The organism is Pseudomonas sp. GW821-FHT01E10 (genome assembly GCF_059422365.1).
The window spans coordinates 242,275-261,728 of the sequence record NZ_JBWKWT010000007.1; the positions used below are offsets into that span (position 1 = coordinate 242,275).

Genomic DNA, 19,454 nt, shown 5'->3' on the forward strand with positions numbered 1-19,454 from the left:
AAGCTTACTCGATGATTTTAGCTACAACGCCAGCACCAACGGTACGGCCGCCTTCGCGAATAGCGAAACGCAGACCGTCTTCCATTGCGATGGTTTTGATCAGGGTAACAGTCATTTGAATGTTATCGCCTGGCATTACCATTTCAACGCCTTCTGGCAGCTCGCAGTTACCAGTCACGTCAGTAGTACGGAAGTAGAACTGTGGACGGTAGCCTTTGAAGAACGGAGTGTGACGACCGCCTTCTTCTTTGCTCAGAACGTAAACTTCTGCAGTGAACTTGGTGTGCGGCTTAACGGTACCTGGCTTAACCAGAACCTGACCACGCTCCACGTCATCACGCTTGGTGCCGCGCAGCAGCACGCCGCAGTTCTCGCCAGCACGACCTTCGTCGAGCAGTTTGCGGAACATTTCAACACCGGTGCAGGTGGTGACGGTAGTGTCACGCAGACCAACGATTTCCAGTGGATCCTGAACGCGAACGATACCGCGCTCGATACGACCAGTCACAACAGTACCGCGACCCGAGATCGAGAATACGTCTTCGATTGGCATCAGGAACGGCTTGTCAGTCAGACGAACTGGTTCTGGGATGTAGCTGTCCAGAGTTTCAACCAGTTTCTTGACGGCAGTGGTGCCCATCTCGTTATCGTCCAGACCATCCAGCGCCATACGAGCGGAGCCGATGATGATTGGAGTGTCGTCGCCTGGGAAGTCGTAAGTGCTCAGCAGATCGCGCACTTCCATCTCAACCAGTTCCAGCAGCTCAGCGTCGTCTACCAGGTCAGCCTTGTTCAGGAAAACCACGATGTACGGAACGCCTACCTGACGGGACAGCAGGATGTGCTCACGGGTTTGCGGCATCGGACCATCAGCGGCCGAGCAAACCAGGATAGCGCCGTCCATTTGAGCAGCACCAGTGATCATGTTCTTCACATAGTCAGCGTGACCTGGGCAGTCAACGTGAGCGTAGTGACGGATCTTCGAGTTGTACTCAACGTGAGCGGTGTTGATGGTGATACCGCGAGCTTTCTCTTCTGGTGCGCTGTCGATCTTGTCGAAGTCAACACGAGCCGAACCGAAAACTTCGGAGCAGACGCGAGTCAGAGCAGCGGTCAGAGTGGTTTTACCGTGGTCAACGTGACCGATAGTGCCAACGTTGACGTGCGGTAGGGAACGATCAAATTTTTCTTTAGCCACGACAATTAACTCCTTGCCTAAAGGACTGAATCAGCCTTGTTTTTTGGTAACGGTTTCGACGATGTGCGACGGAGCCGTATTGTATTTTTTGAATTCCATAGAGTAGCTTGCGCGACCCTGAGACATGGAACGAACGTCGGTCGCATAACCGAACATCTCGCCCAACGGAACCTCGGCACGAATTACTTTACCGGAAACCGTATCTTCCATACCCAGAATCATGCCGCGACGACGGTTAAGGTCGCCCATCACGTCACCCATATAGTCTTCAGGCGTAACAACCTCTACCGCCATGATCGGCTCAAGCAACTCACCACCACCCTTCTGGGCCAGTTGCTTGGTCGCCATGGAAGCAGCCACCTTAAACGCCATCTCGTTCGAGTCGACGTCGTGGTAAGAACCATCAAACACGGTAGCCTTCAGGCCGATCAGCGGATAGCCGGCAACAACACCGTTCTTCATCTGCTCTTCGATACCCTTCTGGATAGCCGGGATGTATTCCTTAGGAACCACACCACCCACTACTTCGTTCAGGAATTGCAGACCTTCCTGACCTTCGTCAGCAGGTGCAAAACGGATCCAGCAATGACCAAACTGGCCACGACCGCCGGACTGACGAACGAACTTGCCTTCGATTTCGCAGCTCTTCGTGATGCGCTCACGGTACGAAACTTGAGGCTTACCGATGTTGGCTTCGACGTTGAACTCACGGCGCATCCGGTCAACCAGGATGTCCAGGTGCAGCTCGCCCATGCCGGAGATGATCGTTTGACCAGTCTCTTCATCAGTTTTGACGCGGAAAGACGGGTCTTCCTGAGCAAGCTTGCCCAGAGCGATACCCATTTTTTCCTGGTCATCCTTGGTCTTAGGCTCTACGGCAACCGAAATAACCGGCTCCGGGAAGTCCATGCGAACCAGGATGATTGGCTTGTCAGCGTTGCACAAAGTTTCACCAGTGGTGACGTCCTTCATGCCGATCAAGGCCGCGATGTCACCAGCGCGTACTTCCTTGATTTCTTCACGGGCGTTTGCGTGCATTTGCACCATACGACCCACGCGCTCTTTCTTGCCTTTTACCGAGTTGATCACGCCGTCGCCGGAGGCCAACACGCCCGAGTAAACCCGAACAAAGGTCAAGGTACCCACGAATGGGTCGGTAGCGATCTTGAACGCCAGAGCCGCGAAAGGCTCGTCGTCGCTTGCATGACGCTCCATTTCCTCTTCCTCGTTATCCGGGTTGGAACCCTTGATAGCAGGAATGTCGGTAGGAGCAGGCAGGAAGTCGATAACGGCGTCGAGAACCAGGGGAACACCCTTGTTCTTGAAGGAAGAACCGCAAACAGCCAGAACGATCTCACCAGCGATAGTACGCTGACGCAGAGCGGCCTTGATTTCCTCGATGGAGAGCTCTTCCCCTTCGAGATACTTGTTCATCAGCTCTTCGTTGGCTTCGGCCGCAGCCTCGACCATGTTGCTGCGCCACTCTTCAGCCAGCTCTTGCAGCTCGGCAGGAATGTCCTTGCGAACAGGGACCATACCCTTGTCAGAGTCATTCCAGTAGACAGCTTGCATGTTGATCAGATCGATCTGACCCTGGAAGTTGTCTTCGGAACCGATAGCCAACTGGATTGGCACCGGAGTGTGACCCAGACGCTGCTTGATCTGACCGATCACGCGCAGGAAGTTAGCGCCAGCACGGTCCATCTTGTTTACGTAAACAAGACGTGGAACGCCGTACTTGTTGGCCTGACGCCATACGGTTTCCGACTGAGGCTCAACACCCGAAGTACCGCAGAACACAACGACAGCGCCGTCGAGTACGCGCAGGGAGCGTTCAACTTCAATAGTGAAGTCTACGTGGCCCGGGGTATCGATAACGTTGAAACGGTGTTCGTGCGAGTACTGCTTCTCAGAACCTTTCCAGAAGGCGGTGATAGCAGCAGAAGTAATGGTAATACCACGCTCCTGCTCCTGCACCATCCAGTCTGTGGTCGCGGCGCCGTCATGCACCTCGCCCATTTTGTGACTTTTGCCAGTGTAAAAAAGGACGCGCTCGGTGGTGGTGGTTTTACCAGCATCCACGTGAGCAACGATACCGATGTTACGGTAGCGGCTAATCGGAGTAGTACGAGCCATAAAGCCCTCGCAAAATTAGTGAAGCTAAAATTAGAAGCGGTAGTGCGAGAAAGCCTTGTTGGCTTCAGCCATACGGTGCACGTCTTCACGCTTCTTAACAGCAGCACCTTTACCTTCAGCAGCGTCCAACAGTTCGCCAGCCAAACGCAGAGCCATAGACTTCTCGCCGCGCTTACGGGCGAAGTCTACCAACCAGCGCATTGCCAGCGCGTTACGACGGGACGGACGAACTTCGACCGGAACCTGGTAAGTAGCACCGCCTACACGGCGCGACTTTACTTCGACCAGCGGAGCGATGGCGTCGAGAGCTTTCTCGAAGATTTCCAGGGGGTCGCTGTTCTTGCGTTCTTTAACCTTTTCCAGCGCGCCATAAACGATACGCTCGGCAACGGCTTTTTTGCCGCTTTCCATCACGTGGTTCATGAACTTGGCCAGGATTTGGCTTCCGTATTTTGGATCGTCAAGCACTTCGCGCTTGGCTGCTACGCGTCTTCTTGGCATGGATAAGCCCTCAAACGGTCTTCAGGTTCGCTCGGAATCGGTGCCCTTTCGGGACGCCTCCGACCTTACTCTTATCGACTCAGAAAAATAGAAATCGGTTTTTTGCTGCAAGCGACTATTACTTCGGACGCTTGGTACCGTACTTCGAACGACCTTGGTTACGACCTTTAACGCCGGAAGTATCCAAAGAGCCGCGAACGGTGTGGTAACGAACACCTGGCAAGTCTTTTACACGACCGCCGCGGATCAGTACCACGCTGTGCTCTTGCAGGTTGTGGCCTTCACCGCCGATGTACGAGGAAACCTCGAAACCGTTGGTCAGACGCACACGGCATACTTTACGCAGTGCCGAGTTAGGTTTTTTCGGCGTAGTGGTATACACACGGGTGCATACGCCACGACGTTGCGGGCAGTTCTGCAGCGCAGGCACGTCGGATTTCTCGACGATACGCTTACGCGGCTGACGTACCAGCTGGTTGATAGTTGCCATCTACTAGCTCCACTGTTGTCTTGCGACGCTATTGTCTTGCAAGAAAAGCAAAATGGCAGGAACGAATCCCCGCCAAATTTAGGGGTACAAGAGTCTAAAGAGGATCTTGCCCCCAGTCAAGGCAAGGCCCCGACCTCCCCCCCATCCAACCTCGACAAATTGTCTCGACTGGATGAACGGAGCGATCAGGGCCTGCACTCATTTACTACCGCAGAACTCAGTTACCGCTCGAGTTCAGCGCTTCGGTCAGTGCAGCTTCCACTTCACTGGCGCTCACGCGCAACGGTTTGTCAGCATCACGGCGGCGCTTGCGCTCGCTGTGATAAGCCAGACCGGTACCGGCCGGGATCAGACGACCCACGACCACGTTTTCTTTCAGGCCGCGCAGGTAATCGCGCTTGCCGGTTACCGCCGCCTCGGTCAGTACGCGAGTGGTTTCCTGGAAGGAAGCCGCCGAGATGAACGATTCGGTGGACAACGACGCCTTGGTGATACCCAGCAGAACACGAGTGAACTTGGAGACAAATTTGTCTTCATTGCTCAGACGCTCGTTCTCTACCAGCACGTGAGTCAATTCCATCTGGTCGCCCTTGATGAAACTGGAATCGCCGGATTCAGCGATCTCAACTTTACGCAGCATCTGACGCAGGATGGTCTCGATGTGCTTGTCGTTGATCTTCACGCCTTGCAGACGGTAAACGTCCTGGATCTCGTTCACAATGTACTTGGCCAGCGCACTCACACCCAGCAGACGCAGGATGTCGTGTGGATCGCTCGGACCGTCGGAGATAACTTCGCCGCGGTTTACCTGTTCGCCTTCGAAGACGTTCAAGTGACGCCACTTCGGAATCAGCTCTTCGTACGGATCGCTACCGTCGTTCGGGGTGATAACCAGACGGCGCTTGCCTTTGGTCTCTTTACCGAACGCGATGGTGCCGCTGACTTCAGCCAGAATCGAGGCTTCTTTCGGACGACGGGCTTCGAACAAGTCGGCAACACGCGGCAGACCACCGGTGATGTCACGGGTCTTCGAAGTCTCTTGCGGAATACGAGCGATAACATCACCGATCGCGATTTTCGCACCGTCCGCTACACCGACCAGGGCGTTAGCAGGCAGGAAGTACTGAGCAATTACGTCGGTACCCGGCAGCAAGAGATCCTTGCCGTTGTCATCAACCATCTTCACAGCAGGACGGATATCTTTACCGGCAGCTGGACGGTCTTTGGCATCGAGTACTTCAATGTTGGTCATACCGGTCAATTCGTCAGTCTGACGCTTGATCGTGATGCCTTCTTCCATGCCCACGTAGGTCACGGTACCTTTCATTTCGGTAACGATTGGGTGAGTGTGCGGATCCCACTTGGCCACGATTGCGCCAGCGTCGACCTTGTCACCTTCTTTAACCGAAATCACAGCACCGTACGGCAGCTTGTAGCGCTCACGCTCACGACCGAAGTCATCAGCGATTGCCAGCTCACCGGAACGGGACACAGCAACCAGGCAACCGTCCACTCGCTCAACGTGCTTCAGGTTATGCAGACGGACGGTACCGCCATTCTTCACCTGAACGCTGTCGGCTGCGGAGGTCCGGCTTGCCGCACCACCGATGTGGAACGTACGCATGGTCAGCTGGGTACCCGGCTCACCGATGGACTGGGCAGCGATAACGCCGACCGCTTCACCGATGTTCACCTGGTGACCACGAGCCAAGTCACGGCCGTAGCACTTGGCGCAAATGCCGTAGCGGGTTTCGCAGCTGATCGGCGAACGCACGATCACTTCGTCGATGCTGTTCAGCTCGATGAACTCGACCCACTTCTCGTCTACCAGAGTGCCGGCAGGAACGATAACTTCCTCGGTACCTGGCTTGAATACGTCACGGGCGATGACACGACCCAATACGCGCTCACCCAACGGCTCAACAACGTCACCGCCTTCAATGTGCGGAGTCATCACCAGGCCATGTTCGGTACCGCAATCGATCTCGGTCACAACCAGATCCTGCGCCACGTCTACCAGACGACGAGTCAGGTAACCGGAGTTCGCAGTTTTCAACGCGGTATCCGCCAGACCTTTACGAGCACCGTGAGTAGAGATGAAGTACTGAAGTACGCTCAAACCTTCACGGAAGTTCGCAGTAATCGGCGTTTCGATGATGGAACCGTCCGGCTTGGCCATCAGGCCACGCATACCGGCGAGCTGACGGATCTGCGCAGCAGAACCCCGTGCGCCCGAGTCGGCCATCATGTACATCGAGTTGAAGGATTCCTGGTCAACTTCGACGCCATGGCGGTCAATGACTTTCTCTTTCGAGAGGTTGGCCATCATCGCCTTGGATACTTCGTCGTTCGCCTTGGACCAAAGGTCGATCACTTTGTTGTACTTCTCGCCCTGGGTTACCAGGCCGGAGGCGTACTGACTTTCGATCTCTTTCACTTCGTCGGTGGCGGCACCGATGATGCGGGCTTTTTCATCCGGGATAACGAAGTCGTTAACACCGATGGAAACGCCGGAGATGGTCGAATAGGCAAAACCGGTGTACATCAACTGGTCAGCGAAGATCACGGTCTCTTTCAAACCAACCACGCGGTAGCACTGGTTGATCAGCTTGGAGATCGCTTTCTTTTTCATCGGCAGGTTGACGACGTCGAAGGACAGACCTTTTGGCACAACCTGGAACAACAGCGCACGGCCGACGGTAGTGTCGACGATACGAGTGTTGGTCACGCTGCCGCCATCACGATCGTTCACGGTTTCGTTGATCCGCACCTTGACCTTGGCGTGCAGTGCGGCTTCGCCGGCACGGAACACACGGTCAACTTCCTGCAGATCCGCGAACACACGACCTTCGCCTTTGGCGTTGATCGCTTCACGAGTCATGTAGTACAGACCCAATACAACGTCCTGCGAAGGAACGATGATTGGCTCACCGTTGGCTGGCGACAGAATGTTGTTGGTCGACATCATCAACGCACGCGCTTCCAGCTGGGCTTCCAGCGTCAGCGGTACGTGCACGGCCATTTGGTCGCCGTCGAAGTCGGCGTTGTACGCAGCACAGACCAGAGGGTGCAGCTGGATAGCCTTACCTTCGATCAGTACCGGTTCAAACGCCTGGATACCCAGACGGTGAAGGGTCGGTGCACGGTTGAGGAGAACCGGGTGTTCGCGAATCACTTCAGCGAGAACGTCCCAAACCTCTGGCAGCTCACGCTCAACCATCTTCTTGGCCGCTTTGATGGTGGTAGCAAGACCACGCATTTCCAGCTTGCCGAAAATGAACGGCTTGAACAGCTCGAGAGCCATCTTCTTCGGCAGACCGCACTGGTGCAGACGCAGGGTCGGACCTACGGTAATTACCGAACGACCGGAGTAGTCAACACGCTTACCGAGCAAGTTCTGACGGAAACGACCTTGCTTACCCTTGATCATGTCAGCCAAGGATTTCAGAGGACGCTTGTTGGAACCGGTGATAGCGCGGCCACGACGACCGTTGTCGAGCAGTGCGTCGACGGCTTCCTGCAACATACGCTTTTCGTTGCGCACGATGATGTCCGGAGCGGACAGATCAAGCAGGCGCTTCAAACGGTTGTTACGGTTGATCACTCGACGATACAGATCGTTGAGGTCGGAAGTCGCGAAACGACCGCCATCCAATGGGACCAGTGGACGCAGATCTGGCGGCAGAACCGGCAGAACGGTCAGCACCATCCACTCTGGCAGGTTGCCGGAACCCTGGAAGGCTTCCATCAACTTCAGACGCTTGGACAGCTTTTTGATTTTGGTTTCGGAGTTGGTTTGCGGAATCTCTTCACGCAGACGGCCAATCTCGTGCTCCAGGTCGATAGCGTGCAGCAGTTCACGGACAGCTTCGGCACCCATGCGGGCATCGAAATCGTCGCCGAACTCTTCCAGCGCTTCGAAGTACTGCTCGTCGTTGAGCAGCTGACCCTTTTCAAGGGTGGTCATGCCTGGATCGATAACGACATAGCTCTCGAAGTAGAGAACGCGCTCGATATCACGCAGGGTCATGTCCATCAGCAAGCCGATACGGGACGGCAGCGATTTCAGGAACCAGATGTGGGCTACTGGCGAGGCCAGCTCGATGTGCGCCATGCGCTCACGACGAACTTTTGCCAGCGCGACTTCAACGCCGCACTTCTCGCAGATCACACCACGGTGCTTCAAGCGCTTGTACTTACCGCACAGGCACTCGTAATCCTTTACCGGGCCAAAGATCTTGGCGCAGAACAGGCCGTCACGCTCAGGTTTGAACGTACGGTAGTTGATGGTTTCCGGCTTTTTAACTTCACCGAACGACCACGAACGGATCATCTCAGGCGATGCCAATCCAATACGGATGGCGTCGAACTCTTCGACTTGACCCTGGTTTTTCAGCAAATTCAGTAGGTCTTTCAAGGCCTTTCCTCCTGGCGGAGCAGAGAGCGGGCAATCCTGCCCCGCTCTCGATTCGCGTCACGTGTTATTCGGTTTCCAGATCGATATCGATGCCGAGGGAACGAATTTCCTTGATCAACACGTTGAAGGACTCGGGCATGCCCGGCTCCATACGGTGATCGCCGTCCACGATGTTTTTGTACATCTTGGTCCGGCCGTTCACATCGTCCGACTTCACTGTGAGCATTTCTTGCAGAGTGTAAGCAGCACCGTATGCTTCCAGTGCCCAGACCTCCATCTCCCCGAAACGCTGACCACCGAACTGCGCCTTACCACCCAGCGGCTGCTGGGTAACCAGGCTGTACGAACCGGTAGAACGAGCGTGCATCTTGTCGTCTACCAAGTGGTTCAGCTTCAGCATGTACATGTAGCCAACAGTAACCGGGCGCTCGAACTTGTTGCCGGTACGGCCGTCGGTCAGCTGCATCTGGCCGCTTTCTGGCAGGTCTGCCAGTTTCAGCATGGCCTTGATTTCGCTTTCCTTGGCGCCGTCGAACACTGGAGTGGCCATTGGAACGCCGCCACGCAGGTTCTTCGCCAGATCCAGGATTTCCTGGTCGGAGAAGCTATCCAGATCTTCGTTACGACCGCCGATCTGGTTGTAGATCTCGTCCAGGAAGGTGCGAAGTTCAGCAACCTTACGCTGCTCTTCGACCATCCGGTTGATCTTCTCGCCCAGACCTTTGGCCGCGAGGCCCAGGTGGGTTTCAAGGATCTGACCAACGTTCATACGCGAAGGTACGCCCAACGGGTTGAGGACGACGTCGACCGGGGTGCCATTGGCATCGTGCGGCATGTCTTCAACCGGCATGATCACGGAGACCACACCCTTGTTACCGTGACGACCGGCCATCTTGTCGCCCGGCTGGATGCGGCGACGGATTGCCAGGTAAACCTTGACGATTTTCAGCACGCCTGGAGCCAGGTCATCGCCCTGCTGCAGCTTGCGCTTCTTGTCTTCGAACTTGTCGTCCAGCAGACGGCGGCGATCAACGATGTAGGCCTGAGCCTTCTCGAGCTGCTCGTTCAGAGCATCTTCAGCCATGCGCAGCTTGAACCACTGGCCGTGCTCAAGACCGTCGAGAACTTCGTCGGTGATTTCCTGACCTTTCTTCAGACCGGCGCCGCCTTCGGCTTTGTGGCCGACCAGAGCGGAACGCAGACGTTCGAAAGTAGCGCCTTCAACGATACGGAACTCTTCGTTCAGGTCCTTGCGGATCTCGTCGAGTTGAGTCTTCTCGATCGACAGTGCACGAGCATCACGCTCAACGCCGTCACGGGTGAAGACCTGTACGTCGATGACAGTACCCTTGGTGCCGGTAGGCACACGCAGGGAGGTGTCTTTAACGTCGCTGGCTTTTTCACCGAAGATCGCACGCAGCAGTTTTTCTTCCGGAGTCAGTTGGGTCTCGCCTTTCGGAGTGACCTTACCTACCAGGATGTCGCCTGCGCCTACTTCAGCACCTACGTAAACGATACCGGCTTCGTCCAGCTTGTTCAGTGCAGCTTCACCCACGTTCGGGATGTCTGCAGTGATTTCCTCTGGCCCAAGCTTGGTGTCACGCGCCACACAGGTCAGTTCCTGGATGTGGATCGTGGTGAAACGGTCTTCCTGAACAACACGCTCGGACAGGCAGATGGAGTCTTCGAAGTTGAAGCCGTTCCATGCCATGAACGCGATGCGCATGTTCTGACCCAGAGCCAGTTCACCCATATCGGTGGACGGACCGTCGGCCATGATGTCGCTGCGCTGAACCCGATCACCTTTGCTCACCAGCGGACGCTGGTTGATGCAGGTGTTCTGGTTGGAGCGGGTGTACTTGGTCAGGTTGTAGATGTCGACACCAGCTTCGCCGGTTTCAACTTCATCATCAGCAACACGAACCACGATACGGCTGGCGTCGACGGAATCGATCACGCCGCCACGACGAGCCACGACGCAAACGCCGGAGTCGCGAGCCACGTTACGCTCCATGCCGGTACCTACCAGCGGCTTGTCAGCACGCAGGGTTGGTACAGCTTGACGCTGCATGTTCGAACCCATCAACGCACGGTTGGCGTCGTCGTGCTCGAGGAACGGGATCAGCGACGCAGCAACCGAAACTACCTGCTTCGGCGACACGTCCATCAAGGTGACATCTTCCGGCGCCTTGACGGTGAACTCGTTCAAGTGACGAACAGCTACCAGCTCGTCGATCAGGACTTTCTTGTCGTTCATCGTGGCCGAAGCCTGAGCGATCACGTGATCAGCTTCTTCGATGGCGGACAGGAAAACGATCTCGTCGGTGACCAGAGCGTCTTTCACCACGCGGTACGGGCTCTCGAGGAAGCCGTACTGGTTGGTGCGCGCATAGGCGGCCAGGGAGTTGATCAGACCGATGTTCGGACCTTCCGGCGTTTCAATCGGGCATACACGACCGTAGTGAGTCGGGTGTACGTCACGGACTTCGAAGCCTGCACGTTCGCGAGTCAAACCGCCTGGGCCGAGTGCAGAGACACGACGCTTGTGGGTGATCTCGGACAGCGGGTTGTTCTGGTCCATGAACTGGGACAGCTGACTGGAACCGAAGAACTCTTTCACCGCCGCAGCCACTGGCTTGGCGTTGATCAGGTCTTGCGGCATCAGGCCTTCGCTTTCAGCCATCGACAGACGCTCTTTGACCGCACGCTCAACACGTACCAGGCCAACGCGGAACTGGTTCTCGGCCATTTCGCCTACGCAGCGAACACGACGGTTACCCAGGTGGTCGATGTCATCGACGATGCCTTTACCGTTACGGATGTCGACCAGAGTCTTCAGAACCGCGACGATGTCTTCTTTGCACAACACGCCCGAACCTTCGATCTCGGTACGACCGATACGACGGTTGAACTTCATCCGGCCGACCGCAGACAGGTCATAGCGCTCAGGACTGAAGAACAGGTTGTTGAACAGTGTCTCGGCAGCGTCCTTGGTTGGCGGCTCGCCTGGACGCATCATGCGATAGATCTCGACCAGCGCTTCCAATTGGTTGCTGGTGGAGTCGATCTTCAGGGTGTCGGAGACGAACGGACCGCAGTCGATATCGTTGGTGTACAGAGTTTCGATGCGAACAACGCCCGCCTTGGCAATTTTTGCCAGGATTTCGGTGTTCAGCTCGGTGTTGCACTCTGCCAGGATTTCGCCGGTAGCCGGATGCACGATGACCTTGGCGGTAGTGCGACCCAGGACGTAGTCCAGAGGCACTTGCAGCTCTTTGATCCCGGCTTTTTCCAGCTGGTTGATGTGGCGAGCGGTGATACGACGACCTTGCTCGACAATAACCTTGCCTTTGTCATCCTGAATATCGAGGACAGCAATTTCACCACGCAGGCGCTGAGGCACCAGTTCCAGGCTGAGGTTTTCACCCTGCACATGGAAGACGTTGGTGGTGTAGAACGCGTCCAGCACTTCTTCAGTGGTATAGCCCAGCGCGCGCAGCAGTACCGATGCAGGCAGCTTGCGGCGACGGTCGATACGCACAAATACGCAATCTTTCGGGTCGAACTCGAAGTCCAGCCACGAACCGCGGTAAGGAATGATGCGCGCGGAGTACAGCAGTTTGCCGGAGCTGTGCGTCTTGCCACGGTCGTGGTCGAAGAACACGCCCGGGGAACGGTGCAGCTGGGAAACGATTACACGCTCGGTACCGTTGATTACGAAGGTACCGTTCTCAGTCATCAGGGGGATTTCACCCATGTAGACTTCTTGCTCTTTGATGTCCTTGATCGCTTTGTTCGACGATTCTTTGTCGAAAATGATCAGGCGCACTTTTACCCGCAAAGGTACGGCGTAAGTTACACCGCGCAATACGCATTCTTTGACATCAAATGCCGGTTCGCCCAGGCGATAACCGACGTACTCCAGCGCAGCATTGCCGGAGTAGCTGATGATCGGGAAAACGGATTTGAAGGCCGCATGCAGGCCCACGTCGCGGAACTGATCTTTAGTCGCTCCCGCTTGCAAGAATTCACGATACGAATCCAGCTGGATGGCCAGGAGGTACGGCACATCCATGACGTCCGGCAACTTGCTAAAGTCCTTGCGGATACGTTTTTTCTCAGTATATGAGTAAGCCATCAGCGTTCCCCAGCTTGGTCACCTGCTTGTTTGGCCCCTCCCGACGGGAGCAGCCAGAAAATCGTGCAAACCCCATGGTTTGCGCCACCACATCGGGTGGATACAGCTCGTTACCAGCACCGACCCAGTCGGCTGCCAATAACGGAAAAAGGCCGGTGGCAAGAGCCACCAGCCATCAGCCTTTCGCTTAACGCTCGGGCTGGAGGAGCAAAGTCGATGCTTATTTCAGCTCGACTTTAGCGCCTGCTTCTTCCAGAGCTGCTTTGGCTTTGTCAGCTGCGTCTTTGGCAACAGCTTCCAGAACCATGGCAGGAGCGCCGTCAACTACAGCCTTGGCTTCTTTCAGGCCCAGACCGGTCAGTTCACGTACAGCCTTGATCACGTTAACTTTCTTCTCGCCAGCTTCGGTCAGCATGACGTTGAATTCAGTTTGCTCTTCAACAACAGCGGCAGCAGCAGCTGGACCAGCAGCAGCAACAGCAGCGGTAACGCCGAAGGTTTCTTCCATTGCTTTGATCAGCTCAACAACTTCCAGAACGGTTTTCTGGCCGATTGCTTCGATGATTTGTTCGTTAGTCAGAGACATGACTTGAATCCTGTATTGGGGTGACAGCTTACGCAGCCATCAAATTAAACATATGATTTTGAAAGGTCTCGCTGTGCCTTAGGCAGCAGCAGCTTCTTTCTGGTCGCGAACGGCTGCCAGGGTACGAGCCAGCTTGCTGGTAGCGCCTTGGATCACGCTCATCAGTTTCGCAATAGCTTCGTCGCGGGTCGGCAGGGTAGCCAACACGTCGATCTGGTTAGCGGCAAGGAACTTGCCATCAAACGCAGCTGCCTTGATCTCGAACTTGTCCTGACCCTTGGCGAACTCTTTGAAAATCCGGGCAGCAGCGCCTGGATGTTCTTTGGAGAATGCAATCAGGGTAGGGCCGGTGAACACGTCGTTGAGGACACTGAATTCAGTGTCAGCAACAGCGCGCTTGAGCAGGGTGTTACGTACGACACGTACATAAACGCCAGCTTCACGAGCCTCTTTACGGAGTCCGGTCATCGCGCCTACTGTTACGCCACGGGCATCAGCCACGACAGCGGACAGAGCGACTTTGGCAGCCTCGTTGACTTCAGCGACGATGGCCTTCTTGTCTTCGAGTTTAATTGCCACGGGTTTAACTCCTGCTTGTTACCGTTTCATCCAGTCGAAACCGGATGTCGTTTTGGTGTCTGATTCGGTAAGGAACCGGGAGCACCATCTGCGTAGGCTTGAGGTTTAAGACTTGCGTCGCCTACGGTCTTGGATAGCCCCCGCCAGGCAGGGACCCCAATCTTTCAATTGGCGCAATTACTTGCGCCAACCTGCGTCTTACGCGTCGAGCGAACCCTGGTCGATGACCAGACCTGGGCCCATAGTAGTGCTCAGGGTAACGCGCTTGACGTAAATACCTTTCGAGGAAGCTGGCTTGATACGCTTCAGATCAGCGATCAGGGCTTCAACGTTTTCCTTCAGCTTGACGGCATCGAAGCCGACTTTGCCAACGGAAGTGTGGATGATGCCGTTTTTGTCGGTGCGATAACGAACCTGACCAGCCTTGGCGTTTTTAACCGCGGTAGCTACGTCTGGAGTTACTGTGCCGACTTTAGGGTTAGGCATCAGACCACGTGGACCGAGGATCTGACCCAACTGACCTACAACGCGCATTGCATCCGGGGATGCGATCACTACGTCATAGTTCAGGTCGCCGCCTTTCATTTCGGCAGCCAGGTCGTCCATACCTACACGGTCAGCGCCGGCAGCCAGAGCGGCCTCGGCAGCTGGACCCTGAGTGAACACAGCAACGCGAACGGTCTTGCCGGTACCGTGCGGCAGCACGGTAGCGCTACGAACGACCTGGTCGGATTTACGCGGGTCAACACCCAGGTTCACAGCTACGTCGAACGACTCGCTGAACTTGACAGTCGACAGCTCGGACAGCAGAGCAGCAGCGTCTACAAAGTTGTAGGCCTTGCCTGCTTCGATTTTGCCGGCGATAGCCTTTTGACGCTTGGTCAGCTTAGCCATTACACACCCTCCACGTTAAGGCCCATGCTACGAGCAGAACCGGCGATAGTACGCACGGCTGCTTCCATATCAGCTGCAGTCAGATCCGCGTTTTTGGTTTTCGCGATTTCTTCCAGCTGAGCACGAGTCACAGTGCCAACCTTAACGGTGTTCGGACGAGCGGAACCGCTAGTCAGACCAGCCGCCTTCTTCAGCAGAACCGAAGCAGGAGTGGATTTGGTTTCGAACGTGAAGCTACGGTCGCTGTAGACAGTGATGATCACTGGAGTCGGCAGACCTGGCTCAAGACCCTGAGTACGGGCGTTGAAAGCCTTGCAGAATTCCATGATGTTCACGCCGTGCTGACCCAGAGCAGGACCAACAGGTGGGCTTGGGTTAGCCTGAGCGGCCTTCACTTGCAGCTTGATGTAAGCGGTAATCTTCTTGGCCATGAGGCACTCCAATTACGGGTTCAAACGCCTCGAAAGGCTCCCCGGTTACTTGCGCGTTTATCCCAGTGACGACAAAACCCCACAGCCTAGGGCTGCGGGGTTGGGATGCTTGCTCAGCTAGACCTTTTCGACCTGACTGAACTCCAACTCTACCGGAGTAGAGCGACCGAAAATGAGCACCGCCACTTGGATCCGGCTCTTTTCGTAGTTAACCTCTTCAACCGTGCCGGTAAAATCGGCAAACGGCCCGTCGTTGACACGTACCGACTCACCCGGCTCGAACAACGTCTTCGGCTTCGGCTTGTCGCTACCATCAGCAACGCGACGCAGAATCGCTTCTGCTTCTTTATCTGTGATTGGTGCAGGCTTGTCGGCAGTACCACCGATGAAGCCCATCACCCGAGGAGTATCCTTGACCAAGTGCCAAGTACCCTCGTTCATGTCCATCTGAACCAGCACATAACCAGGGAAGAATTTGCGTTCGCTTTTGCGCTTCTGGCCATTACGCATCTCAACCACTTCTTCAGTGGGAACCAGAATTTCGCCGAAGCCATCTTCCATGCCAGCCAGCTTTACGCGCTCGATCAACGAACGCATGACATGCTTCTCGTAACCGGAGTAAGCATGCACAACGTACCAACGCTTAGCCACGGGACACCCTTAGCCGACGATCAAGGAAACAAGCCAACCGAGCAGGGAATCAAGCCCCCACAACAGCAACGCCATAACCAGAACAACAGCCACAACGATCAACGTGGTCTGCGTAGTTTCTTGGCGAGTTGGCCAAACGACTTTACGAATCTCGGTGCGCGCTTCCTTAACCAGTACAAAGAAAGACTTGCCCTTAACCGTCTGCAGGCCTACAAAGGCAGCTACAGCAGCAATGACCAGCAAAGCGAGCACGCGGTACAGGATCGGCGAAGCAGAGTAATACTGATTGCCAACAACGCCAACAATCACCAAAGCAACTACTACCAGCCACTTGAGTAGATCGAAGCGAGAGCCTTGAGCTTCAGCTTTAGGAGTCATCTATGAAGATCCTGTGAAAAGAAAGCCAGACACACCTGGTGAATCTGGCAGGTCAGGAGGGAATCGAACCCCCAACCTACGGTTTTGGAGACCGTCGCTCTGCCAATTGAGCTACTGACCTAAAACAAAATCAGGCCGACCATTATGCCGGCCCGAAAAAGACTTTACAACAATTTACTCATCGATCCTGGCCATGCACACCAGCACCAAAGATGCACAACACCCTCTCAGGCAACAACGCGCATCTACAAGCCATTAAAACAAAGGCAGATATTTTCATATCTGCCTTGTTATATGGAGCTCTTGAGCGGATTTGAACCGCTGACCTCACCCTTACCAAGGGTGTGCTCTACCAACTGAGCTACAAGAGCGTAACACTTTGCAGGACCTGCAAACCTGGAGCGGGTAGCGGGAATCGAACCCGCATCATCAGCTTGGAAGGCTGAGGTTCTACCACTAAACTATACCCGCGGAGCTTGCAGCTCTCGCTAAAAATGGTGGAGGGGGAAGGATTCGAACCTTCGAAGTCGTAGACGTCAGATTTACAGTCTGATCCCTTTGGCCGCTCGGGAACCCCTCCTAAGCGAGCCGGCATTCTATACTATGCCAGCCTTCTGTCAAGCATTTTCTCATTAAAAACCTGAGGTTAGCTGCGTTGACCTCGCTTCGCACCGTCAACCTTTAAAAGGTCTTCACTGCGAAGCGGGCGCCATTCTATGCAAACTATTCGACAGGTGCAACCCCCTCACACGGCATTATTTTATGTTTTAACTCGTTGAATTCTTTAGAAAGGCTTTGCAACTGCAAGTCATCCAGCAAACGCCGGCTTTCCGGCGCCACACGCACCCAGTAACCCGCATATTCAGGGAGATCCTTCGGCAAGGGCTGAAACTTGATGTCCATGCCACTCAATCGATGCTCGATTGCCTGAGCGACTTCCTGCCGGGCAGAACCGCCCAGATAGAGACAACTGCTTTCTGTCTGCGTGGATTTTCCTTTATCTCGGGTCGTATCAGTCGCCTCACTCAACAAACGAATGTCCTGCTGAGAGCCCCGATACATACTCAAGGGGGTCACATCCTTCGCGCGAAGCGGGGCCTCCTGTTGGTGCCAGACGTAATAGAACACATTGAGAACAAGCAGCAGCAGGAACAACCAACGCATAAAAACCTCAAGACAAGGGACACGCCATAGCCAACCCTACAAACACCAGATCTGGAACCACCCTGGCCCCAGGCACAATCTCGGAGACCAGATCAGCATCTCCTCCTGTGAGGAATACAGCGAAATCCTCCCCCCAATAACTGCGCGCCAAATCTAGCTGAGCCTGAACAAAGCCCCTCAACATCAGCACACAACCTCGCTCGACCGCCTCGACGGTAGTACGCCCAGGAACAAGACTCTCCAAAGCACGCTCGGCAGCAAGGTCGCCATAGCGGATTCTACGGGTATGAGTACGCAACTGGTTACGCATTAAGGGCATTCCCGGACAGATGAAGCCTCCAAGATGCTCGCCATCCCTAGCGACAAAATCAGCAGTGACCGCGGTACCGAAGTCGAGCACCAGACAAGCACCTGAAGCCAGGTGAAATCCTCCGAGCATTGCAAGCCAGCGATCAAGTCCTAGCCGCTCGAACTCTTCATAGCCATTACGAACCCCGGACATTTCGCGAGCCGGTGTGGCGCACACCACGGAAACGCCGAAAGCCTCTGTCAACGAAGAGATCAAGGCTCCGGTTTCTTCAGCGGTTCTGACACTCACTAACCGACAATGCTTGAGAGCGAGCCCCTTGAGCCCCTTCAAACCCTCAAGCAGCGCGAGATCCGAATCAACGACACCCTCACCAACCACCCGCCCGACATCCGCGCCGAGCACACGCCACTTGATGAAACTGTTTCCACAATCGAGCTCAAGTATCATCACGCAACCTCAGGCTGAGCTCACCACCACTAAAGACTTTTTCCACGCCATCCACCTTCAAGCGCAAGGCACCCTGACCATCGATACCCAACACCTCTCCATCTATCTGACTAGCTCCAGCAATCAACGACACGGCGCGCCCCTGCCATAGATGATTTTGCTCCCACTCCGCCCGGATAGCCGGAAATCCGTCGACCTGGTGGCGACTCAAGTAGGCCCGGAGCATCACCCCCAACTTCGCAACCAGGTGATTGCGATCAACCGCCTTACCCGACTCGAGCCGCATGGACGTCCACTGCTGGTCAACCTCATCAGTCATCTGCATGTTCACATTGATCCCGACACCGATCACTACGTGACACACATCTGCAGGATCGCCCACTAATTCGAGCAATATTCCAGCAATTTTTTTCTGACCAACCAGAACATCATTAGGCCACTTCAAACCCGCGCCTGAAATACCAAGCTCTCGCAAGGCCTGCAGTACGGCGAGCCCAACAACTAGACTCAAGCCTTCCAGTTGCCGCATCCCACCCTCAATGCGCAACACCAGGCTGTAATAGATGTTTTCTGCGAACGGACTCACCCACTTGCGTCCACGCCGTCCGCGACCGGCCGTTTGCCGCTCGGCAAGCACCAGAAATGGCGCGATCTGGCCACGCTCGATAGCGCGCAAAGCTTCAGCATTGGTAGAGTCAATTGAGTCGAGGACCAGGATGGGCCACTCACAGGAAGGCTCACGCGCGCATATCTCGACAGGATCAAGCAGCGTCAATGGCGCAGCCAGCTGATAGCCGCGACCGCGCACTTTATGAATGGATAAGCCGAGCTCAGCCTCCAAATGCTGAAGCTGCTTCCATACAGCGCTACGACTGACGCCCAAGGCGACGCCCAGGGCCTGGCCCGAATGGAATCGACCATCCTTAAGAAGCTTTAACAACGTCAGCATGCAAGTCTCGCCTCACAATGAGGCCCGCATGATAGCCATGCACCGAGCAGTTGCATAGAAACCCTAAACGTCAGTTTTCCTGCGGGCAAAACAAAACCCCTACCTGCGTACGCAGATAGGGGTTTCGGAATTTAATCTTGACGATGACCTACTCTCACATGGGGAAACCCCACACTACCATCGGC

15 protein-coding genes and 4 tRNA genes are annotated in these 19,454 nt (G+C 55.2%); all 19 read right to left on the minus strand.

The features are described from left to right. Positions 1 to 4 precede the first annotated feature (4 nt). Positions 5 to 1,198 carry an elongation factor Tu gene (gene tuf, locus AC07V0_RS15750; RefSeq protein WP_007933700.1) on the minus strand — a complete coding sequence of 398 codons (1,194 nt, stop codon included), beginning with the start codon at positions 1,196 to 1,198 and terminating at the stop codon, positions 5 to 7. A 30-nt stretch (positions 1,199 to 1,228) separates the two neighbouring features. Further along, the gene (gene fusA / locus AC07V0_RS15755) at positions 1,229 to 3,334 is read right to left on the minus strand and encodes an elongation factor G (protein ID WP_007933703.1); all 2,106 of its coding nucleotides are present in this window, start codon (positions 3,332 to 3,334) and stop codon (positions 1,229 to 1,231) included. A 30-nt stretch (positions 3,335 to 3,364) separates the two neighbouring features. Next, complete coding sequence (gene rpsG / locus AC07V0_RS15760) at positions 3,365 to 3,835, minus strand: 30S ribosomal protein S7 (protein WP_002555493.1); 471 nt, start codon at positions 3,833 to 3,835, stop codon at positions 3,365 to 3,367. Positions 3,836 to 3,953: 118 nt separating this feature from the next. After that, on the minus strand, positions 3,954 to 4,325 hold the full coding sequence (gene rpsL / locus AC07V0_RS15765; RefSeq protein WP_003186084.1) for a 30S ribosomal protein S12: 372 nt from the start codon (positions 4,323 to 4,325) through the stop codon (positions 3,954 to 3,956). Positions 4,326 to 4,542: 217 nt separating this feature from the next. Next, a complete protein-coding gene (gene rpoC / locus AC07V0_RS15770; RefSeq protein WP_007933713.1) occupies positions 4,543 to 8,742 on the minus strand; it encodes a DNA-directed RNA polymerase subunit beta' in 4,200 nt (1,399 codons plus the stop codon). Between the two features lie 64 nt (positions 8,743 to 8,806). Continuing rightward, positions 8,807 to 12,880, minus strand: a complete 4,074-nt coding sequence (rpoB, locus tag AC07V0_RS15775) for a DNA-directed RNA polymerase subunit beta (protein ID WP_018925655.1) — start codon at positions 12,878 to 12,880, stop codon at positions 8,807 to 8,809. 220 nt (positions 12,881 to 13,100) lie between these two features. Then, positions 13,101 to 13,466 (minus strand): 50S ribosomal protein L7/L12, encoded by a 366-nt coding sequence (rplL, locus tag AC07V0_RS15780; protein WP_018925654.1) that lies wholly within the window; start codon positions 13,464 to 13,466, stop codon positions 13,101 to 13,103. Positions 13,467 to 13,544: 78 nt separating this feature from the next. Beyond that, the gene (rplJ, locus tag AC07V0_RS15785) at positions 13,545 to 14,045 is read right to left on the minus strand and encodes a 50S ribosomal protein L10 (RefSeq protein WP_018925653.1); all 501 of its coding nucleotides are present in this window, start codon (positions 14,043 to 14,045) and stop codon (positions 13,545 to 13,547) included. Between the two features lie 198 nt (positions 14,046 to 14,243). Then, positions 14,244 to 14,939: a 50S ribosomal protein L1 gene (gene rplA, locus AC07V0_RS15790; protein WP_007933725.1), complete on the minus strand. Its 696-nt coding sequence runs from the start codon at positions 14,937 to 14,939 to the stop codon at positions 14,244 to 14,246. Continuing rightward, on the minus strand, positions 14,939 to 15,370 hold the full coding sequence (gene rplK, locus AC07V0_RS15795) for a 50S ribosomal protein L11 (protein ID WP_007933726.1): 432 nt from the start codon (positions 15,368 to 15,370) through the stop codon (positions 14,939 to 14,941). The genes rplA and rplK overlap by 1 nt, the downstream gene beginning before the upstream one ends. Positions 15,371 to 15,487: 117 nt before the next feature. Continuing rightward, a complete protein-coding gene (gene nusG, locus AC07V0_RS15800) occupies positions 15,488 to 16,021 on the minus strand; it encodes a transcription termination/antitermination protein NusG (protein ID WP_007933727.1) in 534 nt (177 codons plus the stop codon). Between the two features lie 9 nt (positions 16,022 to 16,030). Then, positions 16,031 to 16,399, minus strand: a complete 369-nt coding sequence (gene secE / locus AC07V0_RS15805) for a preprotein translocase subunit SecE (RefSeq protein ID WP_007933728.1) — start codon at positions 16,397 to 16,399, stop codon at positions 16,031 to 16,033. 45 nt (positions 16,400 to 16,444) lie between these two features. After that, positions 16,445 to 16,520 (minus strand) — tRNA-Trp (locus AC07V0_RS15810). Positions 16,521 to 16,694: 174 nt separating this feature from the next. Beyond that, positions 16,695 to 16,770 (minus strand) — tRNA-Thr (locus tag AC07V0_RS15815). 26 nt (positions 16,771 to 16,796) lie between these two features. After that, a tRNA-Gly gene (locus AC07V0_RS15820) sits at positions 16,797 to 16,870 on the minus strand. A gap of 24 nt (positions 16,871 to 16,894) precedes the next feature. Continuing rightward, positions 16,895 to 16,979, minus strand: a tRNA-Tyr gene (locus tag AC07V0_RS15825). Positions 16,980 to 17,122: 143 nt separating this feature from the next. Then, positions 17,123 to 17,563: a hypothetical protein gene (locus AC07V0_RS15830; RefSeq protein WP_064620713.1), complete on the minus strand. Its 441-nt coding sequence runs from the start codon at positions 17,561 to 17,563 to the stop codon at positions 17,123 to 17,125. Positions 17,564 to 17,570: 7 nt separating this feature from the next. Beyond that, complete coding sequence (locus tag AC07V0_RS15835; protein ID WP_086945157.1) at positions 17,571 to 18,320, minus strand: pantothenate kinase; 750 nt, start codon at positions 18,318 to 18,320, stop codon at positions 17,571 to 17,573. Then, positions 18,310 to 19,269 (minus strand): bifunctional biotin--[acetyl-CoA-carboxylase] ligase/biotin operon repressor BirA, encoded by a 960-nt coding sequence (birA, locus tag AC07V0_RS15840; RefSeq protein WP_018925649.1) that lies wholly within the window; start codon positions 19,267 to 19,269, stop codon positions 18,310 to 18,312. Before birA ends, AC07V0_RS15835 begins: the two co-directional genes overlap by 11 nt. Positions 19,270 to 19,454: the final 185 nt, after the last annotated feature.